Annotated in this window: 23 protein-coding genes; 13 read left to right on the top strand and 10 right to left on the bottom strand. The window is 72.6% G+C overall.

The features are described from left to right. Window positions 1–9 precede the first annotated feature (9 nt). Window positions 10–516 (top strand): cupin domain-containing protein, encoded by a 507-nt coding sequence (locus ACZ619_RS07210; protein WP_469595210.1) that lies wholly within the window; start codon window positions 10–12, stop codon window positions 514–516. 40 nt (window positions 517–556) lie between these two features. Here ACZ619_RS07210 and ACZ619_RS07205 read toward each other — a convergent pair whose 3' ends face one another. Beyond that, window positions 557–2,014 carry an amidase gene (locus ACZ619_RS07205; RefSeq protein WP_469595208.1) on the bottom strand — a complete coding sequence of 486 codons (1,458 nt, stop codon included), beginning with the start codon at window positions 2,012–2,014 and terminating at the stop codon, window positions 557–559. A 214-nt stretch (window positions 2,015–2,228) separates the two neighbouring features. Next, complete coding sequence (locus ACZ619_RS07200) at window positions 2,229–2,840, bottom strand: TetR/AcrR family transcriptional regulator (protein WP_469595206.1); 612 nt, start codon at window positions 2,838–2,840, stop codon at window positions 2,229–2,231. 194 nt (window positions 2,841–3,034) lie between these two features. Between ACZ619_RS07200 and ACZ619_RS07195 the strand changes: the two genes are divergently transcribed. The 3 genes from ACZ619_RS07195 to ACZ619_RS07185 all read left to right on the top strand — a co-directional run bounded on the left by ACZ619_RS07195 (window position 3,035) and on the right by ACZ619_RS07185 (window position 4,730). Further along, window positions 3,035–3,361: a CocE/NonD family hydrolase C-terminal non-catalytic domain-containing protein gene (locus tag ACZ619_RS07195; protein WP_469595287.1), complete on the top strand. Its 327-nt coding sequence runs from the start codon at window positions 3,035–3,037 to the stop codon at window positions 3,359–3,361. Then, a complete protein-coding gene (locus ACZ619_RS07190) occupies window positions 3,358–3,816 on the top strand; it encodes a DUF3237 domain-containing protein (protein ID WP_469595204.1) in 459 nt (152 codons plus the stop codon). The genes ACZ619_RS07195 and ACZ619_RS07190 overlap by 4 nt, the downstream gene beginning before the upstream one ends. A gap of 116 nt (window positions 3,817–3,932) precedes the next feature. Then, entirely contained in the window at window positions 3,933–4,730 is a 798-nt protein-coding gene (locus tag ACZ619_RS07185; protein ID WP_469595202.1) for a siderophore-interacting protein, read from the top strand. A 6-nt stretch (window positions 4,731–4,736) separates the two neighbouring features. Here the strand turns inward: ACZ619_RS07185 and ACZ619_RS07180 are convergent, their stop codons facing one another. Further along, entirely contained in the window at window positions 4,737–5,171 is a 435-nt protein-coding gene (locus ACZ619_RS07180) for a hypothetical protein (RefSeq protein WP_469595199.1), read from the bottom strand. Between the two features lie 240 nt (window positions 5,172–5,411). Here ACZ619_RS07180 and ACZ619_RS07175 point away from each other — a divergent pair, with 240 nt between their 5' ends. From ACZ619_RS07175 to ACZ619_RS07140, 8 genes are all read left to right on the top strand, one after another. Further along, a complete protein-coding gene (locus ACZ619_RS07175) occupies window positions 5,412–6,077 on the top strand; it encodes a TetR/AcrR family transcriptional regulator (protein ID WP_469595197.1) in 666 nt (221 codons plus the stop codon). Window positions 6,078–6,285: 208 nt separating this feature from the next. Beyond that, complete coding sequence (locus ACZ619_RS07170; protein WP_469595194.1) at window positions 6,286–7,512, top strand: MFS transporter; 1,227 nt, start codon at window positions 6,286–6,288, stop codon at window positions 7,510–7,512. Between the two features lie 166 nt (window positions 7,513–7,678). Beyond that, entirely contained in the window at window positions 7,679–8,419 is a 741-nt protein-coding gene (locus ACZ619_RS07165) for a DUF1684 domain-containing protein (protein WP_469595192.1), read from the top strand. 45 nt (window positions 8,420–8,464) lie between these two features. Next, window positions 8,465–9,979, top strand: a complete 1,515-nt coding sequence (locus ACZ619_RS07160) for an ABC transporter substrate-binding protein (RefSeq protein ID WP_469595189.1) — start codon at window positions 8,465–8,467, stop codon at window positions 9,977–9,979. Then, window positions 9,979–10,944 (top strand): ABC transporter permease, encoded by a 966-nt coding sequence (locus tag ACZ619_RS07155; RefSeq protein WP_469595186.1) that lies wholly within the window; start codon window positions 9,979–9,981, stop codon window positions 10,942–10,944. Before ACZ619_RS07160 ends, ACZ619_RS07155 begins: the two co-directional genes overlap by 1 nt. Further along, window positions 10,941–11,813 carry an ABC transporter permease gene (locus ACZ619_RS07150; protein WP_469595183.1) on the top strand — a complete coding sequence of 291 codons (873 nt, stop codon included), beginning with the start codon at window positions 10,941–10,943 and terminating at the stop codon, window positions 11,811–11,813. The genes ACZ619_RS07155 and ACZ619_RS07150 overlap by 4 nt, the downstream gene beginning before the upstream one ends. Beyond that, entirely contained in the window at window positions 11,810–12,610 is an 801-nt protein-coding gene (locus tag ACZ619_RS07145) for an ATP-binding cassette domain-containing protein (RefSeq protein WP_469595180.1), read from the top strand. Before ACZ619_RS07150 ends, ACZ619_RS07145 begins: the two co-directional genes overlap by 4 nt. After that, window positions 12,607–13,371: an ABC transporter ATP-binding protein gene (locus tag ACZ619_RS07140; RefSeq protein ID WP_469595178.1), complete on the top strand. Its 765-nt coding sequence runs from the start codon at window positions 12,607–12,609 to the stop codon at window positions 13,369–13,371. The genes ACZ619_RS07145 and ACZ619_RS07140 overlap by 4 nt, the downstream gene beginning before the upstream one ends. A gap of 1 nt (window position 13,372) precedes the next feature. Here the strand turns inward: ACZ619_RS07140 and ACZ619_RS07135 are convergent, their stop codons facing one another. Continuing rightward, a complete protein-coding gene (locus ACZ619_RS07135) occupies window positions 13,373–14,287 on the bottom strand; it encodes an SDR family oxidoreductase (protein ID WP_469595175.1) in 915 nt (304 codons plus the stop codon). Between the two features lie 84 nt (window positions 14,288–14,371). Between ACZ619_RS07135 and ACZ619_RS07130 the strand changes: the two genes are divergently transcribed. Continuing rightward, window positions 14,372–14,935 (top strand): TetR/AcrR family transcriptional regulator, encoded by a 564-nt coding sequence (locus ACZ619_RS07130; RefSeq protein ID WP_469595173.1) that lies wholly within the window; start codon window positions 14,372–14,374, stop codon window positions 14,933–14,935. Between the two features lie 14 nt (window positions 14,936–14,949). Here ACZ619_RS07130 and ACZ619_RS07125 read toward each other — a convergent pair whose 3' ends face one another. The 6 genes from ACZ619_RS07125 to ACZ619_RS07100 all read right to left on the bottom strand — a co-directional run bounded on the left by ACZ619_RS07125 (window position 14,950) and on the right by ACZ619_RS07100 (window position 20,888). Beyond that, on the bottom strand, window positions 14,950–16,140 hold the full coding sequence (locus ACZ619_RS07125) for a beta-1,3-glucanase family protein (protein WP_469595170.1): 1,191 nt from the start codon (window positions 16,138–16,140) through the stop codon (window positions 14,950–14,952). 232 nt (window positions 16,141–16,372) lie between these two features. Continuing rightward, window positions 16,373–17,107, bottom strand: coding sequence for a 3-keto-5-aminohexanoate cleavage protein (locus tag ACZ619_RS07120; protein ID WP_469595167.1), 735 nt, complete (start codon window positions 17,105–17,107; stop codon window positions 16,373–16,375). A gap of 50 nt (window positions 17,108–17,157) precedes the next feature. Beyond that, window positions 17,158–17,850, bottom strand: a complete 693-nt coding sequence (locus ACZ619_RS07115) for an RraA family protein (RefSeq protein WP_469595165.1) — start codon at window positions 17,848–17,850, stop codon at window positions 17,158–17,160. Window positions 17,851–17,856: 6 nt separating this feature from the next. Beyond that, window positions 17,857–18,648 (bottom strand): carbon-nitrogen hydrolase family protein, encoded by a 792-nt coding sequence (locus tag ACZ619_RS07110; RefSeq protein WP_469595164.1) that lies wholly within the window; start codon window positions 18,646–18,648, stop codon window positions 17,857–17,859. A gap of 88 nt (window positions 18,649–18,736) precedes the next feature. Beyond that, the gene (locus ACZ619_RS07105; RefSeq protein ID WP_469595162.1) at window positions 18,737–19,831 is read right to left on the bottom strand and encodes an ABC transporter ATP-binding protein; all 1,095 of its coding nucleotides are present in this window, start codon (window positions 19,829–19,831) and stop codon (window positions 18,737–18,739) included. A 1-nt stretch (window position 19,832) separates the two neighbouring features. Beyond that, window positions 19,833–20,888 carry an ABC transporter substrate-binding protein gene (locus ACZ619_RS07100; protein WP_469595159.1) on the bottom strand — a complete coding sequence of 352 codons (1,056 nt, stop codon included), beginning with the start codon at window positions 20,886–20,888 and terminating at the stop codon, window positions 19,833–19,835. Window positions 20,889–20,923: the final 35 nt, after the last annotated feature.

Here is a 20,923-nt window from a genome sequence, read left to right as displayed (position 1 = left end):
GTCCGCATCATGAGCGAGCCGTCCACGACACCCGGCGAAGGCTTCCACCCCCACCTCGGCGACACCGCCGACCCCCCGGGAGCCAGCCTGCGCACGCGCCTCCACCACATCCGCGCCGACGCCCTGGACGGCGACACCGCCCAGACCGGCGGCATGCGAAGGTTCGCGGCCGTCAGCGGGAAGACGGTCGGCTCGGAGAAGCTCTGGATGGGCCAGACCCATGTCGCGCCCGCCACGGCCTCCTCCGACCACCACCACGGCGAGTCGGAGACCGCCATCCACGTGGTCAGCGGCCACCCCGAGTTCGTCTTCGTCGACGACTCCGGCCCCGAACCGCAGGAGGTGCGGCTGCGCACCGGGCCGGGCGACTACATCTTCGTACCGCCGTTCGTGCCGCACCGCGAGGAGAACCCGGACCCCGCCGAGGAGGCCGTGGTCGTGATCGCGCGCAGCACCCAGGAGGCGATCGTCGTCAACCTGCCGGGGCTGTACGCGCTCGGCGGCGGGCAGGGCTGACCCGCAGGGGTCCGGGCGGCCCCGGACCCCGGCCGCCGGTTCAGGCCCAGAGCGGCGGCAGCGCGGCCCGGTCCTCGACGGCCTGTGCCGCGTCGAGCACGAGGTCCTCCTCGAACCGGCCCCCGACCAGCTGCACGCCGTGGGGCAGTCCGTCCTCCAGACGGGCCGGCACGGTCACGGCGGGGAAGCCCAGGACCGGGACCGAGGTCATCGGCCACATCGCCGGGTACAGTTCCAGCGCCCGCTTCGGGTCGGTGATGTCGGCGTCCTGCTCGAAGGCCGGCTCGGCGCACACCGGGGTCAGCAGCAGGCGGTCGTGGCCCAGCAGTTCCTGGAGCCTCGTGACCAGGGTGGCGCGGCGCGCCCAGCCGTTGATGTACGCCGCCAGGTCGGGGCGCTCGCCCCACAGCGCGGCCGCCGCCGCGAAGTGCCCGTGCAGGGCGGTGGCGATGTCCGCGCCGCCGATCGCCTCGACCATGGGCAGGACGAGCCGGACGTCCTCGGTGAGGAGCAGCGCCCACAGCCGGGACGCCTCCGCGAGCAGCGGCATGCCGTCCGCCTCCTCGACCACGTACCCGGCGTCCGTGAGGTGCGCCGCCGCGCGGTCCAGGGCCCGGTCGACGGCGGGGTGGTTGCCGCCGGTCCCGACCGAACGCACCAGGGTCACCCGGACCGGGCCGGCCGGGCGGGGGCGTGCCGGAACCGCCGGCACGCCGGCCGAGTCGCGCAGGTCCGGGGTGGTCATCGCGTGCAGGGCCAGCCGGGCGTCGGCCACGGTCCGCGCCAACGGGCCCTGCACCGCCCAGAGATGGGCGGTGAGCGGGAAGTCCAGCTCCACCGGGCCCTCGGGCGAGTCGACGACGGCGGACGGAGCCCAGTCCGAGATCCGGCCGACGGTGGGACGGACCCCGACGACCCCGCAGCAGGCGGCGGGGAAGCGGATGGACCCGCCGATGTCGTTGCCCTGCGCCAGTGGGACCATGCCCGCGGCCAGGCTGCTCGCCGCCCCGCCGCTGGACCCGCCGGGGGTGCGGCCCGCGTCCCAGGGGTTGAGGGTGCGGCCGTGCAGGTCGTTGGTGGAGAACCAGCGGAACGAGAACGCGGGGGCGTTGCTGCGGCCGAGCGGCACGGCGCCGGCCTCGCGCAGCGCGGTGACACAGGCCGCGTCGGCCTCGGCCGGGCGGTGGGCCAGGGCCGGCACGCCGTTGCTGGTGGCGTACCCCCGCTGATCCGTGTTGATCTTGATGGAGACCGGCACACCGTGCAGCGGGCCCGGCGTGTCGCCCGCGGCGAGCCGGGCGTCGGCCTCCCGGGCCTGGGCCAGCGCCTCCTCGGGGCGCAGCTCGACCAGGGCGTTGATCCCGGGGTTGACCGCGTCGATGCGTTCCAGACAGGAGGTCACCACCTCGACGGAGGACAGCTCGCCGTCGCGGATCGCCCGGGCGAGCTCGGTCGCGGAGAGCTGCCACGGCTCGGTCGGACGGGGGGAGTCGGACATGGGAGGACCCCTTCACGGGCAGGGCCGTGCCGCACGTGCGGCACGGAAGCGGGTGGGGTGGGAGCCGGCCGTCGCGCACAGGGGAGGCCGGGACGCGTTATACAACGGCGTTTTATCTCGGGGTCAGCCTGCGGCCCCCTCGCTCCGGATGCCAAGCCCCTCCGGCCGGGGGTGAACCGGTGCCGCGGCTCGCCCCGGCCGGGCGCCGTCCGGTCTAGGAATTCTCCCCGTCCCCCGGGCCGGCGGCCGGGGGTGCCTCGCGCAGCAGCGCCGTGACGGCCAGGACCGTGCGGACCGCGCGCTCCTTGGGCCAGTCCTCGGGGTCCTCCAGGGTGGTCAGCCAGTAGCCGCGCATGAGGAGGTGGATGACGTCCGCGGCCAGCGCGGTGTCGGGGAGGCCGGCCTCGGCCGCCAGGGCCTTGAAGTCGTCGCGGTAGCGCCGCGAGGTGAGGCGGCGGACCTCGTCGATCGAGGGGTCGGTGGCGGGGCCCTCGCTGGCGATCTCCATGAGCAGCCGGCGCAGCACCTCGTCGTCGGGTTCGGTGGTGCACATCCATCTCAGTGCGACGTCCAGGCGCGCCTCCCCGCTGACCCCCTCCAGGGCGTCGGCCAGTTCGGCGCCCCAGCTCTCCTCGGCCCGGCGCAGCGCGTTCAGCATCAGGGCCGCCCGGTTGGGCACGTAGTTCGTGACCATCGCCGTCGAGCCCCCGAGCTGCGCGGCGACGGCCCGGATGGTGACCGAGCGGACGCCCCGTTCGCGGGCTACCTGGATGGTGGCGGCGGCGATCTCGTCGAGCCGCCTGGCCTCGTCTACCTCGATCGGCATGTCGGTGACCTTAACGCAGAGGGTTGACCCCGTTTGCACGGAGCTGCAATGTTGTCATACAACGACGTTACATGACGGCGTTGCATCTCCTGTTCCCCTTCGGGAGAACCCCCGTGCCGGGAGGACATCCATGAGCGTGCGCGTCGAACGCGCCGGTCCCGCCCCCGTCCCCGGTCCCGGACTCCTCCGCCCACCTGCGCCGGCCCCCGGACGCCGGTGCCCCGGCCGGCCGCGACGACGTCCTCGTCCTCACCGGCCCCGCCCTGTCCGTGCCCCTGGACCTCGCGGGACCCGTCATCCCGGACCTCCGGCTCGCCGGTACCGCCACGGTGTTCGACGTGTACGCCAGGGTGCTGGACGTCGCCCCCGACGGCACGGCCCGGCTGGTCGTGCGCGGCCAGGTCTCCGCCGCCGTCCTGACCGAGCCCGAACACCCCTGCACCCGCCGCCTGCTGGACTCCGTACCGCACCTGGGCTGGAAGCCCGCCCGCCAGGCATCACAGAACGGAACCACCTCATGACCGTCACCCCCTCCCTCGGCTACGCGTTCGAGATCCGCGCCGCCGTCGCGCCGTCCCTGCACATCGGGCACGGCGACGGCGAGCGGACCGACTTCACCCCCATCACCGGCGGCACGGTCCAGGGCCCCCGGCTCAACGGCACCGTCCTGGCCGGCGGCGGCGACTGGTCCAGCACCCGGGGCACCGTCTGCGAACTGGAGGCCCGCTACCTGCTGCGCGCCGACGACGGGGCCGTCATCGACATCGTCAACCGCGGCTATTACCACGAGGGCTGCGACACGGCGGACCTGTACGACGGGGACGTCCGGCTAACCGAGGCCGGCAGCTACTTCCGCACCGCGCCGGTCTTCCGCACGGACGCCGCCGCGCACCTGTGGCTCGCCCGGACCGTCTTCGTCGGACTGGCCAGGGAGGAGGACGGACACATCGTCATCCGCTGCTACACGGTCGACTGACCCACGACAGGCAGGTTAAGTTAGGCTTACCTAACTAACTGTGATCTGCCGTGACAGGGAGGGCGTATGGCCGCCTGCTGCCGTGCTGTGTCCGGACCGGTGCCGGGCGGTGCGCGATGAGCGCGCGTTTCCCCGCGGGGGTGCGCCGCCGCATGCTCACCGTCGAGGTCGCCCGGCGCGTGTGGCTGGGTCCGCATCTGGCCCGCGTCACCCTGACCGGGAAGGACCTCGCCGACTTCGTGCCCCAGGGCGGCGACCAGTGCTTCCGGCTGTTCTTCCCGCGCCCCGGGCAGCCGGGGCTGCGGATGCCGACCCTGTCGAACAACGGCTGGTACGCCCAGTTGCTGACCATGCCCACGCGGGTGCGGCCGCGTGTGCGGAACATGACCGTGCGCGCGTTCCGCGCGGACGGGCCGGAGCTCGACATGGACATCGCCGCGCACGGGGACACCCCGCTGTCGGTGTGGCTGCGCTCGGCGGAACCCGGAAGCCCGGCCGGGGTGTTCGACGAGGGCCGCGGCTACCGGGCCCCGGCCGGCGCGACCGCGCAGCTGCTGGTCGCCGACGAGAGCGCCCTGGCCGCCGCGGTCGCCATCGCCGAGGCCACCCCGGCCACGCTGCCGACCCGGCTGTACGCCGAGGTGCCCACGTCCGGGGACGTCCTGGACCTCGGCCTCGGGGACCATGTCGAGGTGGAGTGGCTGCCCCGGGACGACCCGGAGGCGAAGCCCGGGGAGTCGGCGCTGCGCCGGGTGCGGGAACTGGCCCCGCCGGCGGCCGGCGTGAGCGTCTTCGTGGCGGGGGAGAGCGGCCTCGCCACCGGCGCGAGGCGGGCACTGGTCGCCGCGGGGGTTGCGAAGTCGGCGATCAGTTTCACCGGGTACTGGAAGCAGGGCCGCGACTCCCTCGGCTGACCCGCCTCAGGCGCAGATCAGCTCCTTGACCTTCTGGAAGGCCTCGTACTCGTCCCGCTGGTCCACCGGAAGCTGGTAGAAGCCCGCGGTGATCTTCGGCACCGAGGGGATGACGACCAGCCGGAACTTCTCGCCCTCGGCGGTGGCGACGTGGAAGCGGCCCTGGAGGTCCCGCTTCTTCACGGCGCCGCGGTTGGCGTCGGTGATGGTGACCGGCGTGCCCGGGGTGACCCGGCCGTTGTCCTCCTCCACCGGGACGATCACCAGTTCGGTGCCGCCGGGGCGGAAGCCGACCGCGTAGTTGTAGACCGTGGTGCTGCGGAAGACGATGTAGTTCCGCTGCTTCATGTCCGAGGCGTAGACCTTGGTGTAGCTCTCCCCGTCGGGAACGACGGCGTCGAAGGCCGCGTGGAGCGCCGACTTGAGCTCTTCCTTGCTCACCACTGTGTGTATTCCCTACTCGTGGAACCGGACCGGCACCGGCCCGTGACGAGCGTTGACTGTACAGCCAGCCAGTCAAAACTCTCAAACGCAAGTGCGGTTCGCCGTACGACAGTTCGGCCCGCCGCCGGACCGGTGCGGGGTGCGCCGGGGGAGGCGGGGAGAATGGTGGACGTCGGCCCAGGTCGGGCCGGTCGCCGGTGCGCGGGCGTGTGCCGGGGGAACGGGTCAGGGGGGCGTGTGTCGCCGCGATCGGCAGAGGCCAACGAGGAACTGCGGGCGCAGTCGCGGGAGAGGATCCTCGCGGCGGCCCTGGAGGTCTTCGCCGAGAAGGGCTACCACGACGCCACGATCTCGGACATCACCGCCCGCGCCGGTGTCTCACGCGGTCTGCTCACCTACTACTTCCCCGGCAAGCGGAACCTGGTCGACGAACTGCTGGACCGCTACCTGGACGGCGTCACCGCGCTCGTCGACGTGACCGGCGACCCGGACGAGCGGCTGGCCGCCGTCATCGACGGCGCGATCGCGACGGCGGCCGCCACCGTGCCGGTGCAGCGCATCACGCTCAGCCTCGTCGTCAACCCCGCGACCCACCCCCTGTTCGCGGCGGCCGAGGCGCGCAAGGAGTCCCGCGTGGCGGCCCTGGAGGACGGCCTGCGCGCCCTGTTCGCCGCGCGCGGGGCCGAGGACCCCGCCGTCGAGGAGGCGCTGCTGCGCAGTGTCCTGGAGGGCGTGATCTTCAAGATGGCCGTCTACGGCGACCAGTACCCGGCCGAGCCGGTGCGCCGGCGCCTCTACGCGCTCTACGGCCTCCCGGCACCCCGCGGCGACCTGCTCCCGGCGGCCCCCCGTGCCGACCGGATGCGGGCCGGCCGGGCCGCGTCCGCACCCGCCGCCGGCTGACCGGCGCGCCGCCTCGCCCTCGCGCCCGTGGTGACGCAGGTCACCCCGTCGTGCGGGGCGATCCAGGAATGCGCGCCCGCGTCATCCCGCTGCAACGTTCTTGGGGTGTGCTGGGCAAGGGTGCTCGGCGCGGTCGGCCGCGGAGGCCGCATCACCTCCCCGTCCCCGCTCCCCGCACCACCCTCGCTGAAAGGTTTCACCGCTCACCATGCCTCTGGCTCTCCTGGCCCTTGCCGTCGTCACGTTCGGCATCGGCACCACCGAGTTCGCCACCATGGGCCTGCTGCCCCAGATCGCGGACGGCCTCGGGGTGTCGGTGCCGCACGCCGGCAACCTCGTCTCCGCCTACGCCCTCGGCGTCGTCGTCGGTGCCCCGCTGCTGACCGGTCTCGGCGCGCGCGTGCCCCACAAGCGGCTGCTGCTCCTGCTGACCGGCCTGTTCGTGATCGGCAACACGGCGTCCGCGCTCGCCCCGAACTTCGGCCTGCTCTTCGCCGCCCGCTTCCTCGCCGGACTGCCGCACGGCGCGCTCTTCGGCGTGGGCGCCGTGGTCGCCTCCTCACTCGTGGCCCCCGAGCGAGCCGCCCGCGCGGTCTCCCAGATCTTCCTCGGCCTGACCATCGCCAACATCGTCGGCGTGCCCGCCGGCACCGCCCTCGGCCAGCACCTGGGCTGGCGGTACGCCTACTGCGCGGTCGCCGTCATCGGCCTGGTGGCGCTCGCCGCACTCGCCCTGCTCGTGCCCCACCAGCCGCGCGGCCCGCAGGCGGGCGTCCGCCAGGAACTGCGCGCGATGGGCAACCGGCAGGTCTTCATCGGACTGGGCACCGCCGTGGTCGGCTTCGGCGGCTTCTTCGCCGTCTACAGCTACCTGGTCCCGATGCTGACCCACCTGACGGGCATCTCCGACTCCTCGACCACCGTCGTCCTCGCCCTGTACGGCGTCGGCATGACCCTCGGCACCCTGATCGCCGGTCCCCTCACCGACCGCGCCCTGCGCCCGACGCTGTACGCCGGGATCACCCTGCTGGCGGCCGGGCTGGTGACGTTCTACTTCACCGTCCACAGCACCGTCCCGGCCCTGGTCACCGTCACCTTCATCGGCGCGATGGGCGCGCTCATCACCACGCCCGTCCAGATGCTGCTGATGATCAACGCGAAGGAGGCCCCGACCATGGCGGCGGCCTCCAACCACTCCGCCTTCAACCTGGCCAACGCGGCCGGTGCCTGGCTCGGCGGCCTGGTCATCTCGGCCGGCTGGGGCTGGGCCGCCCCCAACCTGGTCGGCGCCGTCCTCGCCATGGCGGGCCTCGCCCTGGCCGTCACCGGAGGCGTCCTCGACCGGGGTGAACGCCCCTCGAAGGTGGTCACGGCCCAGGGCGTCGCCGAGGCGGCGCCGGTGACCGAGGGCGTCACCGAGCGTCATCAGGGCTGAGCCCTCCGCCGTCCCCGAGCGGGGCACCGCGTGGCCCCGCTCACTCCGTCCATGAGGTGTCTCAATGGTCGAGACATCTGTTTGACATTAGGCGATCTTATGGCGGATAAAGTACATGCTTTGGCCACGAGGTGACATTCCGTGGTGATCCAGCCCTGCGAGCCGAATGAGTACCGTCGTGTCCCACACCTCCGCCGCCCCGGCCCCCGTCGACCCGCGGGAGGACTGGGACGCCTGGTGTGCCGGGCGCCGCCGCGCGCTCACCGCCCCGACCGGAAACCTCGCCCTCGTCGAGACCCGCTGGCTCCCGGCCGGTGAGCCGGCCGACGCCGAGGCGGCCCGCGCCGGGCAGCCCGCCGGCGTGACGGTCACCACGCTCGGCCGCACCGACCTCGTCACCGGCGAGCCCGAGCACGGCCTGCGCTTCTGGGACGCGGACGCGCCCGCGATCCGCCACTTCGAGGGCGTCGACACCTTCGCCTACGACCCCGCCTGGGTCCTGGAGGCCGCCTACACCCCGGTCCCGGGCGCCCGCCGGATCGCCTTCGAGCACATCCGGGACAACGGCGGCAGCCGCGACCTGGTCGTCCCCGGCGACATCACGCTCACCGTCGACGGCCGCGCGTACACCCTCAGCGCCTTCGACGACGACGGCACCCTGCTGCTCGTCTTCGGCGACCCCACCAACGGGGACACCACCTACGGCGCCGGCCGCTTCCTGTTCGTCGAGCGCACCGCCGACGACGGCCGGGTCGTCCTCGACTTCAACCGGGCCTTCGTGCCGCCCTGCGGCTTCTCCGATCAGTACAACTGTCCGATGCCGCCGCGGCAGAACCGCTTCCACCTGGCCGTCGAGGCCGGCGAGAAGCGCCCCGTCTTCCGCGACGGCTTCCCCGCGCAGCACTGATCGCCCGCAGCCATCCCCGTACCGCAGCACGAAAGCGCACCCACCATGAGACTGAACAAGCCCGCCCTGTACGCCGCCGCGACCACCGCCACCCTCGCGCTCGTGCTCACCGCCTGCGGCGGTTCCGCCACCACCGCCTCCGGCGGCACCTGGGACAAGAACGCCACCGTCAACATCGGCTCCCTCTACGAGCCGCAGAACCTCGACAACACCGCGGGCGGCGGCCAGGGCGTCACCGAGGCCCTGAACGGCAACGTCTACGAGGGCCTCTTCCGGCTCACCGACGACGGCAAGGTCGACAGGCTCCTCGCGAAGGACTACACGACCAGCGCCGACGGCCTCACCTACACCTTCACCCTGCGCAGCGGCGTGAAGTTCCACAGCGGCAGGGAACTCACCAGCGCCGACGTCAAGTACAGCCTGGAGAAGGTGCTCGCGGACGACTCGCAGTCGGCCCGCAAGAGCAACCTGGAGGTCGTCAAGGACATCGCCACGCCCGACGCGCACACCGTCAAGGTCACGCTGTCGCAGCGGTCGATCTCCTTCGTCTACAACCTCTCCTACGTCTGGATCATCAACTCCCAGGCGAAGAACCTGAAGACGAGCGAGGACGGCACCGGCCCCTACACGCTCGGCAAGTGGACGCGCGGCTCGGCGCTCAGCCTGAACCGGTTCGCCGGCTACTGGGGCGACACGGCCGCCAACAAGCAGGTCGTCTTCCACTACTTCAAGGACGCCACCGCCCTCAACAACGCCCTGCTGACCAACGCCGTCGACGTGGTCACCAGCGAGCAGTCCCCGGACGCCCTCGACCAGTTCAAGAGCAACCAGAACTACAAGGTCAACGACGGCAACTCCACCACCAAGCTGCTGCTCGCCTTCAACGACAAGGCCAAGCCCTTCACCGACGTCAAGGTGCGCCAGGCCGTCTCCGCCGCCATCGACGACAAGAAGCTCCTGGAGTCCGTCTGGGGCGGCTACGGCAAGCTCATCGGCTCGATGGTGCCGCCCACCGACCCCTGGTACGAGGACCTCACCAAGGTCAACGCCTACGACGTCGCCAAGGCCAAGAAGCTGCTCGCCGAGGCCGGTTACGCCAAGGGCTTCACCTTCACCCTCGATACCCCCAACTACGACCCGCACCCCACGGCCGCGACCTTCATCAAGGCGCAGCTCGCCAAGGTCGGCATCACCGTCAAGATCAACACGATCACACCCGACGAGTGGTACACCAAGGTCTACAAGAACCACGACTTCACGGCGACGCTCCAGGAGCACGTCAACGACCGCGACCTGGTCTGGTACGGCAACCCCGACTTCTACTGGGGTTACGACAACAAGCAGGTAACCAAGTGGGTCTCGGAGGCCGAGGAGGCCACCACGACCGCCGGGCAGACCGAGCTGCTGAAGAAGGTCAACCGCCAGACCGCCGAGGACGCGGCCAGCGACTGGCTCTACCTCTACCCGCAGATCGTGGTCGCGAGCACCAAGCTCTCCGGCTACCCGCTCAACGGCCTCAACTCCCAGTTCTACGCCTACGACATCAAGAAGAAGGACTGATGGGGCGCTACCTCCTCAGACGCCTCGCCTTCCTGGCGGTGTCGCTGGTGCTGGCGAGCGTGGTGCTCTTCGTCCTGCTGCGCCTGCTGCCCGGCGACCCCGCCAACGCGCTCACCTCGGTGGGCGCGAGCCCGGAGCAGATCGCGGCGGCCCGCCACTCGATCGGCTCCGACCGGCCGCTGCCCGAGCAGTTCACCCACTGGCTCGGGCAGCTGGCGAGCGGCGACCTCGGCACCTCCTTCGTCAGCTCGCTGCCGGTCGGCCCCGAGGTGACCGCCCGGCTGAACGTCACCGTCCCGCTGACGCTGGCCGCGTTCGTGCTGGCCGTCCTCGTCGCCGTACCCGTCGGCTTCGTCGCCGCCCACAAGCGGCACACCTGGTACGGCGCCCTGCTCAGCGGGATCTCCCAGCTGGGCATGGCGGTCCCGGTGTTCTGGCTCGGCATGATCCTCATCGCGGTGTTCGCGCTGAACGCGGGCTGGCTGCCGTCCGGCGGGTTCCCGCAGGACGGCTGGGCCGCGCCCGCCGACGCCGTCCGCTCCCTCGTGCTGCCCGTGGTCACCATCGCCCTGGTGATGAGCGCCTCGTTGATCCGCTACGTCCGCTCGGCCACCCTCGACGTCCTCGGCAGCGACCACCTGCGCACCGCCCGCGCCCTCGGCGCCTCCTTCCCGTCCGCCATGTGGCGGCACGGCCTGCGCAACGCCTCCGTGCCGGTGATCTCGGTGCTCGGCATCGAACTCGCCTCGACCCTGCTCGGCGCGGTCGTCGTGGAGTCCGTGTACGCGCTGCCCGGTCTCGGCTCGCTGCTCGCCACCGGCATCGCCCAGCACGACTACCCGGTGATCCAGGGCGTCCTGTTCGTCTCCACCCTCGCCGTCCTGCTGATCGGGTTCGCCGCCGACCTCGTCCAGCGGATCATCGACCCGCGACTGCGCGGCCGGCTGTCGGGAGGAGCCCGATGACCACGACCGACGTCCTGGACAAGGCCCCGGCCGCCGCGCCCGCCCGCGGCGGGCGCGGCCGTTCGGCGACCCTCGTCGCCGGCTGCACGCTCACCGGCCTGATCGCGCTGCTCGCGCTCGTCTCGCTGGTCTGGCTGCCGTACGCCACCGACGACACCTCGGGCGGCCGGCTCGCCGGTCCCGGCGGCGGCCATCTGCTCGGCACCGACAAGCTGGGCCGGGACCTGTTCACCCAGCTGATGACGGGCTCGCGGATCGCCGTCGCGGCCGGCCTCGGCTCGGTGCTGACCGCCGCGCTGATCGGCGTCACCCTCGGGGTGCTCGCCGCGTTCGCGCAGGGATGGCTCGACGACACCCTCGCCGCCTTCCTCGACATCCTGATCGCGTTCCCGACGCTGCTCCTCGCGATGCTCGTGGTGGCCGCCCGCTCGGCGACCCTCGGCTCCGCCGTCCTCGCCATCGGCCTGGCCCAGAGCGCGGTCGTCGCCCGGCTGGTGCGCATCCTCGTCAAGCGCGTCCTCGCGCAGGACTACATCACGGCCGCCCGCACCTCGGGCACCTCCTGGCCGCGCACCGTCGCCGGGCACGTGCTGCCCAACATCTGGCCCACCCTCGTGGTCAACCTCGCCCTCCAGTTCGGCCTCGCCGTGCTGGCCGAGGCCGGGCTCTCCTACCTCGGTCTCGGCGCGCCGCCGCCCAACGCCTCGTGGGGCCGCATGCTCCAGGAGGCCCAGGCCACCTTCACCACCGCCCCGGCCGGCGCCCTGGCCCCCGGCATCCTGCTGGTCCTGCTCGTCGTCGGCGTCAACCTGATCGCCGACGGACTGCGCGACACCCTCGACCCGGCGACCCGACAGAGGCGGTCATGACCCTCCTCGACGTACACGGCCTGACCGTGCGCACCGCCGACGGACGCACCCTGGTCGACGGCCTCTCCTTCCGGCTCGACGCGGGCGAACGCCTCGGCCTGATCGGCGAGTCCGGCTCCGGCAAGTCCCTGACCACCCTCGCCCTGCTGGGCCTGCTGCCCGACGGGATGCGCGCCGAGGGGAGCGTGGAGCTGGCCGGCACCCAGGTCGTCGGCGCCGGCGAGAAGCAGCTCACGGCCGTCCGCGGCCGCCGGGCGGCCGTGGTCTTCCAGGAGCCGCTGACCGCCCTCGACCCGCTGATGCGGGTGGGCCGCCAGATCGCCGAGCCGCTGGCCCGCCGCACCGGCCTCAGGGGCAGGCGGCTGCGGGCCGCCGTCGGCGAGGCCCTCGACCGGGTCCGGCTGCCCGAACCCGAGCGGATCGCCCGCGCCTTCCCGCACGAGATCTCCGGCGGTCAGCGCCAGCGCGTCGCCCTCGCCATGGCCCTCGCCTGCGAGCCCGACCTGCTCGTCGCCGACGAGCCCACCACCGCCCTCGACGTGTCCGTGCAGGCCGAGGTGCTCGACCTGCTCGACACCCTGGTGCGCGAGCGCGCGATGGCCGTGCTGTTCGTCAGCCACGACCTCGCCGTCGTCGCCAAGGTCGCCGACCGCGCCCTCGTCCTCAAGGACGGCCGGGCCGTGGAGGAGGGCCCCGTGCTGGACGTGATCGGCGCTCCCACGGCCGAGTACACCCGGACCCTCGTCGCCGGTGCCCGCAAGCTGGAGGCCGCCCTGGACCTGAGGAGCGCCCGATGACCCCCGTACTGGAACTCGACGACGTCGCCGTCCGCTACCGGGGCGCCGCCGCGGACGTGGTCCAGGGGGTGTCCCTGGCCGTCGAACCGGGGCAGTCGCTGGCGCTGGTCGGCGAGTCCGGCGCCGGCAAGACCACTCTGCTGCGGCTCCTGCTGGGCCTGGCCCGCCCCACGGGCGGCACGGTCCGCTTCGACGGCGCGCCCCTCGCCCCGCGCGACCGGGAGCAGATGCGCCGGTTCCGGCGCGGCGTGCAGTGTGTCTTCCAGGACCCCTACTCCTCCCTGGACCCGCGCCGCCGGGTGGCCGCCATCGTCGCGGAACCGCTGCGCTCCCTCGGCCTGGACAGCCGGACGACCGCGGCGCCGAAGGTGGCCGCCGCCCTGGAACGGGTCGGGCTGCCCGCCGACACCGCCGCCCGCTACCCGCACGAGTTCTCCGGCGGCCAGCGCCAGCGCATCGCCATCGCCCGAGCCATCGTCTGCGAACCGCGCGTGCTGCTCGCGGACGAACCCGTGAGCGCGCTCGACCTCACGACCCGGGTCAAGGTCGTCGACCTGCTCGCCGAACTGAAGCAGGAGCGCGACCTCACCCTGGTCATGGTCAGTCACGACCTGTCGGTCGTCGCCTCCCTGTGCGAGCGCACGGCGGTGCTGGAGCGCGGCCGGCTGGTCGAGCAGGGCGCCACCGAACGGGTGCTGGGCGCGCCCGAGCACCCGTACACCCGGCGGCTGATCGACAGCGTGCCCCGGCTGCCCGTCTGAGTCAGGCGGCCGGGCCGAAGTAGTGGCCCTTGTCCAGGTCCTCCAGCAGGCCCGGGTGGGACGGATGCCAGCCGAGCAGCTCCCGGGTGGCCGTGCTGGAGGCCGGGGCGTCCTGCCCGACGACGCCGCCGAGCCAGGCGAAGTGGGCGGCCGCGTCCGCGGGCGCCACCGGGACCGCCGGCACGTCCAGATGGCGGCCGATCACCTCGGCCACGTCACGGATCGCGACGCCCTCCTCGCCCGCGCCGTGCAGCACCGAGCCGGCCGGCGCCTTCTCCACGGCCAGCCGGAACAGCCGGCCGATGTCGAGCCGGTGCGCGGCGGGCCACCGGTTGGCGCCGTCGCCGACGTATCCGGACGCGCCCCGCTCCCGTGCGATGTTGATCAGCGCCGCCATGAACCCGTTGTCGCCCTCGCCGTGGCAGGTGGGCGCGAGGCGCACCACGACGGAGCGCACCCCGCGGCCGGCCAGCGCCAGCGTCGCCCCGGCGGTGGCCGACCGCACCGAGAACGGTGAACCGTCGGCGGCGGGCACGTCCCGCTCGGTGGACACCCGGCCGGGCGCGACACCGAGCAGCCCGGAGGCGATGACGAGGGGCCGGCCGGAACCGGCCAGCACCTCGCCGAACGCGTCCACGGCACGGCGGTCCGCCTCGGCGGCCCCGCGGAAGTCGCCGCTGAAGGCGATGTCGTGCTTGAAGGCGAGGTGGATCACGCCGTCGGAGGCGGCGGCGGCCGTACGCAGCACGTCCAGGTCGTCGACGGTGCCGCGGACGACCTCCGCGCCGGCGCCGGTGAGCGCGGCGGCGGAGGAGTCCGAGCGGGCCAGCCCGACCACCTGGTGCCCGGCGTCGAGCAGCTCGGGCACGACGGCGGAACCGAGCCAGCCGGACGCACCGGTCACGAAAACACGCATGGGGAACCCCTGACTATCGATGACAGTGACTGACATCGAAGGTAGCACTCGATGTCAGTCACTGCCATCGCGTAGGATTCCGCCATGGGCAGATGGGAGCCGAACGCGCGCGAGCGCCTGGCGGAAGCGGCGCTGCAGCTCTACGGCGAGCAGGGCTACGAGCAGACGACCGTGGCGCAGATCGCCCGGCAGGCGGGCCTCACCGAACGGACCTTCTTCCGGCACTACGCCGACAAGCGCGAGGTCCTCTTCGCGGGCTCCCCGCTCCAGGAGCTGTTCGTGGCCGCCGTCGCCGAGGCCCCGCCGTCCGCCCCGCTGCCCGACGTGCTCGGCGCCGGACTCGACGCGGCCTCGGGGCTGTTCGTCGGCCGCTACGAGTACGCCCTGCGCCGGCAGGCCGTGGTCGCCGCCCACCCCGAGCTCCGGGAGCGCGAGCTGATCAAGCTCGCCGCGCTGACGGAGGCCCTCGCCGACGCCCTGTGCGGGCGCGGGGTGCCGGAGCCCGCCGCGACCCTGGCCGCGGAGGCCGGGGTGGCCGTCTTCCGGGTCGGCTTCCAGCGGTGGATCACGGCGGCCGAGGAGACCGACATGGTGCCCCTGATGCGGGAACTGCTGGACGAGCTGGGCCGGGTCACCGCCCGGCCCTGACGGCCGGCGCGCCGTCAGAACGCCGTCAGCGTCAGCCTGAAGCCCGTCGGGGCCGTGTCCTGCACGTACGAGGCGAAGTCCGCCACGTCGTCGAAGGCGAACCCGTAGGCCTTGCCGTCCTCGGTCGCCGCGTGGACCGCCTTCGCGTAGTGGTTGGTCAGCGCGCCCTGGTAGAAGGACGCCGGGTCGGTGGCCGGCTGGTCGGCGGCGCCGAGCAGCGTCGAGCGGTTGAAGCCCGCCCCCAGCACGGCCGCGACCGGACCGGTGGTGCCGTCGTTCGGGGCGGCCAGGTTGCCGTCGCAGAACAGCACGTCGCGCGTGCTGGGCCGGGCGAAGGACACCGAGGCGGGACCGTCGAAGACGAACCGGTCGGCGCGCACCCGCCCGGTGAACGTCCCCGCGTCCGTCGTGACCTTGAGGTCCTTGCCGGTGAAGGTGCTCCACACCTCGTCGACGTAGGGGTCGAAGTAGCTCGCGGAGAAGAGGCCGGCGTCCAGGCCGTGGCCCGGCGCGATGATCCGGGTGTCGGCCACGACCAGCTTCGCGAACTCCTCGGCCTCCTTCACCGCGGCGAAGGCCGCGGCCCGCCCGCCCGCCCGCAGCGTGCCGGTCGTCTGGTCCTTCTCGCCGGTCAGCCGGATGCTCATCGGCACGCTGAACATGTCGACCATCGTGGTGTTGCAGAACATCCCGGACGCGTTGTGGGTGAACTCGGCGCAGTCGTGCAGCACTCCGTAGCCGGGGTCCGAGGCGACCCACCCGGCCGGGTACTGGAGCGCCGGGTTCCCCGCGCCGTCGGTCACGGCCTTGAACTTCAGCTTGTCGCCCAGCGCCACGTAGATGCGGCCGGACATGTACGGCAGGGAGAGCGAGGTGTCGCCGCTGCCGGCGAGCGGGATCGCGTAGTCGGTGAAGCCGTCGGCGCCGTTGTCGGCGAGGGCGACCGGCGCGAGCCGCCCGTCGGGCGTGAGCCGGACCTGCCTGCCGTCCAGGTTGCCGACGACGTACAGGTACACGGACGCGTTGTCGAACGAACCCGTGTCGTTGACGACGGTGACGGGCAGCGCACCGGCCGCGGCCCCGTCCGCGGCCTGGTCCGCGAGCGCGTACGGGGCGAGGGCCGCGACGGCCGGAGCCGCGACGGCCGCGCCGCCCAGGGCGAAGAGCATCTTGCGGCGGGACAGGTCGCGCTGGTGACGGGGCATGGGCGGGGGCTCCTCGGGACGTGGGGCGGCTGGGGCACCGGACGGCACACACGGGCACGCTGCGCCTGAGAGCGCTCTCACATCCGCACCGCGCACCACCGATGAGCCCCGACCATAACCACGCCCCTTGCTCCCGCCAACCGGAACGCGAAGCCACCGAAACGCCCTGAGCTGCGGTTACCTGCTTCGGCATGCGCAGCCCAGGGACGCTTAAGGCGCGTTTAAAACGCAGTTAAGCGAGCGGAGCCGCCTGTCCTGCCAACGCCAGCACCGCCGCCACGAGTTCGGCGTTGTCGCGGGCCGTCGTGCCGTCGGGGAGGACGGTGCCGTCCTCGAAGCCGATGCGGGTCTGGTGTCCGTCGGCGAGCGCGGCCCGCAGCACGGGCCAGGTGGTGGCCGCCTCGCCGTGGTAGAGGAGCGGCGCGGTGACACCCGCGGAGCGGATCATCGCGGCCATCTCACGGGCGTGGCCGACCGCCGTGTCCGGGTCCTCGTCCATCGGCTCGATCAGGATCCGCACGTTGTCCGCGAGGGTCGGCGAGGCCAGCAGCGCGGGCACGTCGTCGACGCTCCACACCGCGCTCTCCAGGACCATGCCCCGGGCCACGACCAGCGACGCCGTCTCCGCCGCGCCCTCCTCGCAGAACGCGACCGACGCGAAGTCCGGCAGCACCTCCCAGGACTTGACCAGGTCGTAGCGCTCCTCGGGGCCCGAGCAGGTCCACAGTCCGGTGGTCGTCCCGACGACCGCGCCCGGCGCCGTCGAGCGGACCGCGCGCAGCACCTCCGCGAGCGCGTCGGGGGCGATGGTCTGCCCGCCGTCCGGGGTGCGGACATGCAGGTGGACGACGTCGGCGCCGGCCGCGAGGACGGCCGCGGTGTCGACGGCGATCTGCTCCGCCGTCACGGGGACCGCCGGGTGCTCGGCACGGGTCCGGCCGCCGTTGACGGCTGCCTTGAGGAACATGGGTGTGTTTCCTTGGTGATCGGGTGCGTGGGGCCCGGAACGGGCCCGGGTCACGCGGTGGCGGGGGAGGGGTCGCGGAGGTCCGCGAGAGTGCGGGTGGCTCCGGTGAGCGTGCCCAGGGGGTGGCCCCGGTGCAGCTCGGCGATGAGGTCGGGTTCCTCGGCGTCGTCGGCCAGCGCCTCGTCCACGACGGCGGCGAGGACCGCGGCGGGGGCGATCAGCAGGCCGTTCTCGTCGCCGAGGACCAGGTCGCCGGCGCGCACCGGGACACCGCCGCAGTGCACGGGCGCGCCCAGGGAGCCGTCGGCGATGCCGTGCAGCTTGGTGGTCAGCAGCGAGGTGCCGTACGCGTACACCGGCAGCCCCACCTCGCGCAGGGCGCCGATGTCGGTGCACACGCCGTCCACCACGGCACCGGCCGCGCCCCGCGCGGCCAGCGCGTGCACGACGACCTCGCCCAGCGGCGCGTGCCGGCGGTCGCCGCCGCAGTCGACGACCACGACGTCACCGGGGCCGACGAGGCCCGCCGCGTGGTGCAGCATCGTCGAGTCGGTGGCGGTGATCCGCACGGTGACGGCCCGGCCGACCATACGGCCCTCGCCCGTCATGCGCCGCAGCGCCGGATCGCAGAACCCCTCCTCCAGGTAGTGGCCGAGGGTGGGGAAGTCCACCCTGGCCAGACGGGCCGCCAACTCCTCGTCGAGGGACGGTGCTTCGGTCAGGTCACGAATGTCCAGGGGCATGACGGTTCACCTCGGGCCGATGATGATGCGACGGTTGCGGAGCACGGGCAGCACCGTGCGGGCGCGGTCGATACGGTGCTTGTCCGCATCGACGACGAACAGCGACCGCTCCTCCTCGCCGAGCGCGGCACGCACCACGCCCAGCGGGTCGACGGCCATGCTCATCCCGATGCAGTCGGGCGTGGTCAGCGAGGACGCCACCACCCAGCAGGTGTTCTCGATCGCCCGGGTGCGCAGCAGCGTCGTCCAGTGGTCCTCCTTGAGCGGACCGCGGACCCACGCCGCCGACACCGACAGCAGGTCGGCGCCCATCTCGACCAGCGCCCGGGTGAACTCCGGGAAGCGCACGTCGTAGCAGTTGACCAGGCCGACGTTGAACTCGCCGATCCGGACCACGACCGGCCCCTCGTCACCGCGCTGCACCTCGCTCGACTCGCGGTAGTCGAAGGCGTCGTACAGGTGCATCTTGCGGTAGCGGCCGAGGAGTTCACCCTCCGCGGAGACGGCCGCGATGGTGTTGTACGGCAGCGAGCCGCCGCTCGGCTCGTAGCCGCCGGCGATGACGGCGACACCGTGTTCGGTGGCGATCCGGGAGAGCCCGGCGAGGAAGCCGGGCCAGTGGGCCTCGGCCGTGGCGTGCAGCGGCTTGCCCGCGGCCTCCGCGGGGATCATCGCCTCCTCGGGGAAGACGACGAGTTCCGCCCCCGCGGCCGCGGCCTCGGCGGTCATCGACGCGACGACCTCGAGATTGGCGCCGATGTCGGCGGTGGGGGCGTACTGGGCGGCGGCGACCTTCACGGTCGTATCTCCTTGCTGGAATGGGTCGGTGCGGGATGCGGGTGCCGGGCGGGCGCCGTGCGGGACGCCCGCCCCGGGGTGGGGACGGTCACTCGGCCAGGACCCGGGAGGCCTCCGGCCGCCAGTGCGCCCAGGCGGCACCGCCGGCGGACAGGCCGGCCGTGCCGGAGGCGGAGGTCTCGGCGACGAAGGTCGAGCCGTCGGCCAGCGTGAGGTGGTGGCGTACGGCGTTGCCGAGGTACACGGACTGCTGGAGCGTGCCCCCGAGGACCGCGTGCCCGGCGGGCAGCAGGTTCTCGTCGGCGCACAGCCCGACGTTCTCCGGACGCACCGACAGGTGCGCCTGCCCGGTGACGTCCGCCCCGGCGACCGGGAGGACGCCGAGCCCGGCGACGTCGACGCTGCGGCCGTCGCACTTGCCCGTGAGGAAGTTGGAGGTGCCGATGAAGGAGGCGACGAACCGGCTCGCCGGCCGCTCGTAGACGCCCTCCGGGGTGTCGACCTGCACGACCTGTCCGCCGTTCATCACGGCGATCCGGTCGGACATGGTCAGCGCCTCCTCCTGGTCGTGGGTGACCGTCACGAAGGTCACCCCGACCTCGCGCTGGATCTTCTTCAGCTCCAGCTGCATCTCGGCGCGCAGCTTCTTGTCCAGGGCCCCCAGCGGCTCGTCGAGCAGCAGCAGCGAGGGCCGGGCGATCAGCGCGCGGGCGATGGCCACCCGCTGCCGCTGGCCGCCGGAGAGCTGGGAGACGGCGCGGTCGCCGTACCCCTCCAGCCGGACCAGGGCGAGCGCCTCGGCGACCGCGCCCCTGATCTCGGCCTTCGGGCGCAGCTTGCGGACCTTCAGCTCGAAGGCGACGTTGTCGGCGACGCTCAGGTGCGGGAAGAGGGCGTAGCTCTGGAAGAGCATGTTCAGGTCCCGCTTGTGCGCCGGTACGCCGGTCGCCGGGACCCCGCCGAGTTCCACCGTGCCCTCGGACGGCTCCTCGAAGCCGGTGATCATCCGCATCAGGGTGGTCTTGCCGCAGCCGGAGGGGCCGAGGATCGAGAAGAACTCGTTCTGCCGGATGTCGAGGGTGACGTCCCGCACCGCGTGCTGCGCCCCGAAGACCTTCCCGACCCCGGTGAGCCGGACCGCGGGGACCGCTTCCTCGGTTTCTGCGGTTTCTTCGGTACTCATGTCAGGACGCCTTCACCTTGGTCCAGCCCTGCTGGAAGTACTGCATCGCGGTGCCCGGGTCGAGCAGGAAGTCGGCCTTGGCGATCGAGGCGTCGGAGGGGTAGATCGCCGGGTTCTCCAGCGCGTCCTTGTCCTTGACGTACTTGCGCGCGGCCTGGTTGGCGCTGGCGGAGGAGCCGTCGTCGGTGGCCTTCGCGGCGACCTCGGGACGCAGCAGGTAGTTGATGAACTTGTACGCCGACGTCAGGTTCTTGGCGCCCTTGGGGATGGCCAGACCGTCGGTCCAGATCGAGCCGCCCTCTTCGGGGATGACGTAGTGGACGTGCTCGTCGGACGCCACGACCTTCGCCGTCGCCGTACCGCTCCACGCCTCCGCCGCGCACGCCTGACCGGTCGACAGCAGCTGCGCGTAGTTGGTCGAGTTGTAGCCGGCGAGGATGCCCTTCTGCTTCTGCAGGGCCGCCGTCGCCTCGGCGATCTCGTCCTTGTCGGTGCTGGTGGCGCGGTGCCCGGTGACCTGGAGGCCCGCGATGTAGGCGGCCAGCATGTTGTCGAGCATGTAGAGCTTGCCCTTGTACTTGCTGTCGAACAGGGTCTTCCAGCTGGTCGCCGACTTGATACAGGTGTCGTTGTAGGCGAAGCCGGTGGTGCCCCAGATCCACGGCACGCTGTACTTGTTGCCCTTGTCGTAGGACGCGGTGCGGAACTTCTTCGAGAGGTTGCCCAGTCCCTTGATCCGGCTGTGGTCCAGCGGTTCGATGAGCTGCTGCCCGATCAGCTGCTGGACGGTGTACTGGCTGGGCTCGACCAGGTCGTAACCCGAGGAGCCCGAGCTGAGCTTGGCCGTCATGGTCTCGTTGCTGTCGAAGGTGTCGACGGTGACCTTGATGCCTGTCTCCTTCTCGAACCCCTTGATCACGGTGTCGGGGATCTCCCCGGCCCAGGCGTAGAGGTGCAGCTCCTTGCCGCCGCCGGAGGAGGCGGCGGCCGTGTCGGAGCCGGAGCCGCCGCAGGCGGTGGCGACCAGCGCGGTGACGGTCAGGATCGAGGTGGCCACGAGCGTTCTCGAAACGGTGGTACGGGACATGGCGA

Source organism: Streptomyces sp. NPDC104367 (assembly GCF_055583825.1).
This window is presented reverse-complemented; position numbering and strand designations above follow the sequence as displayed.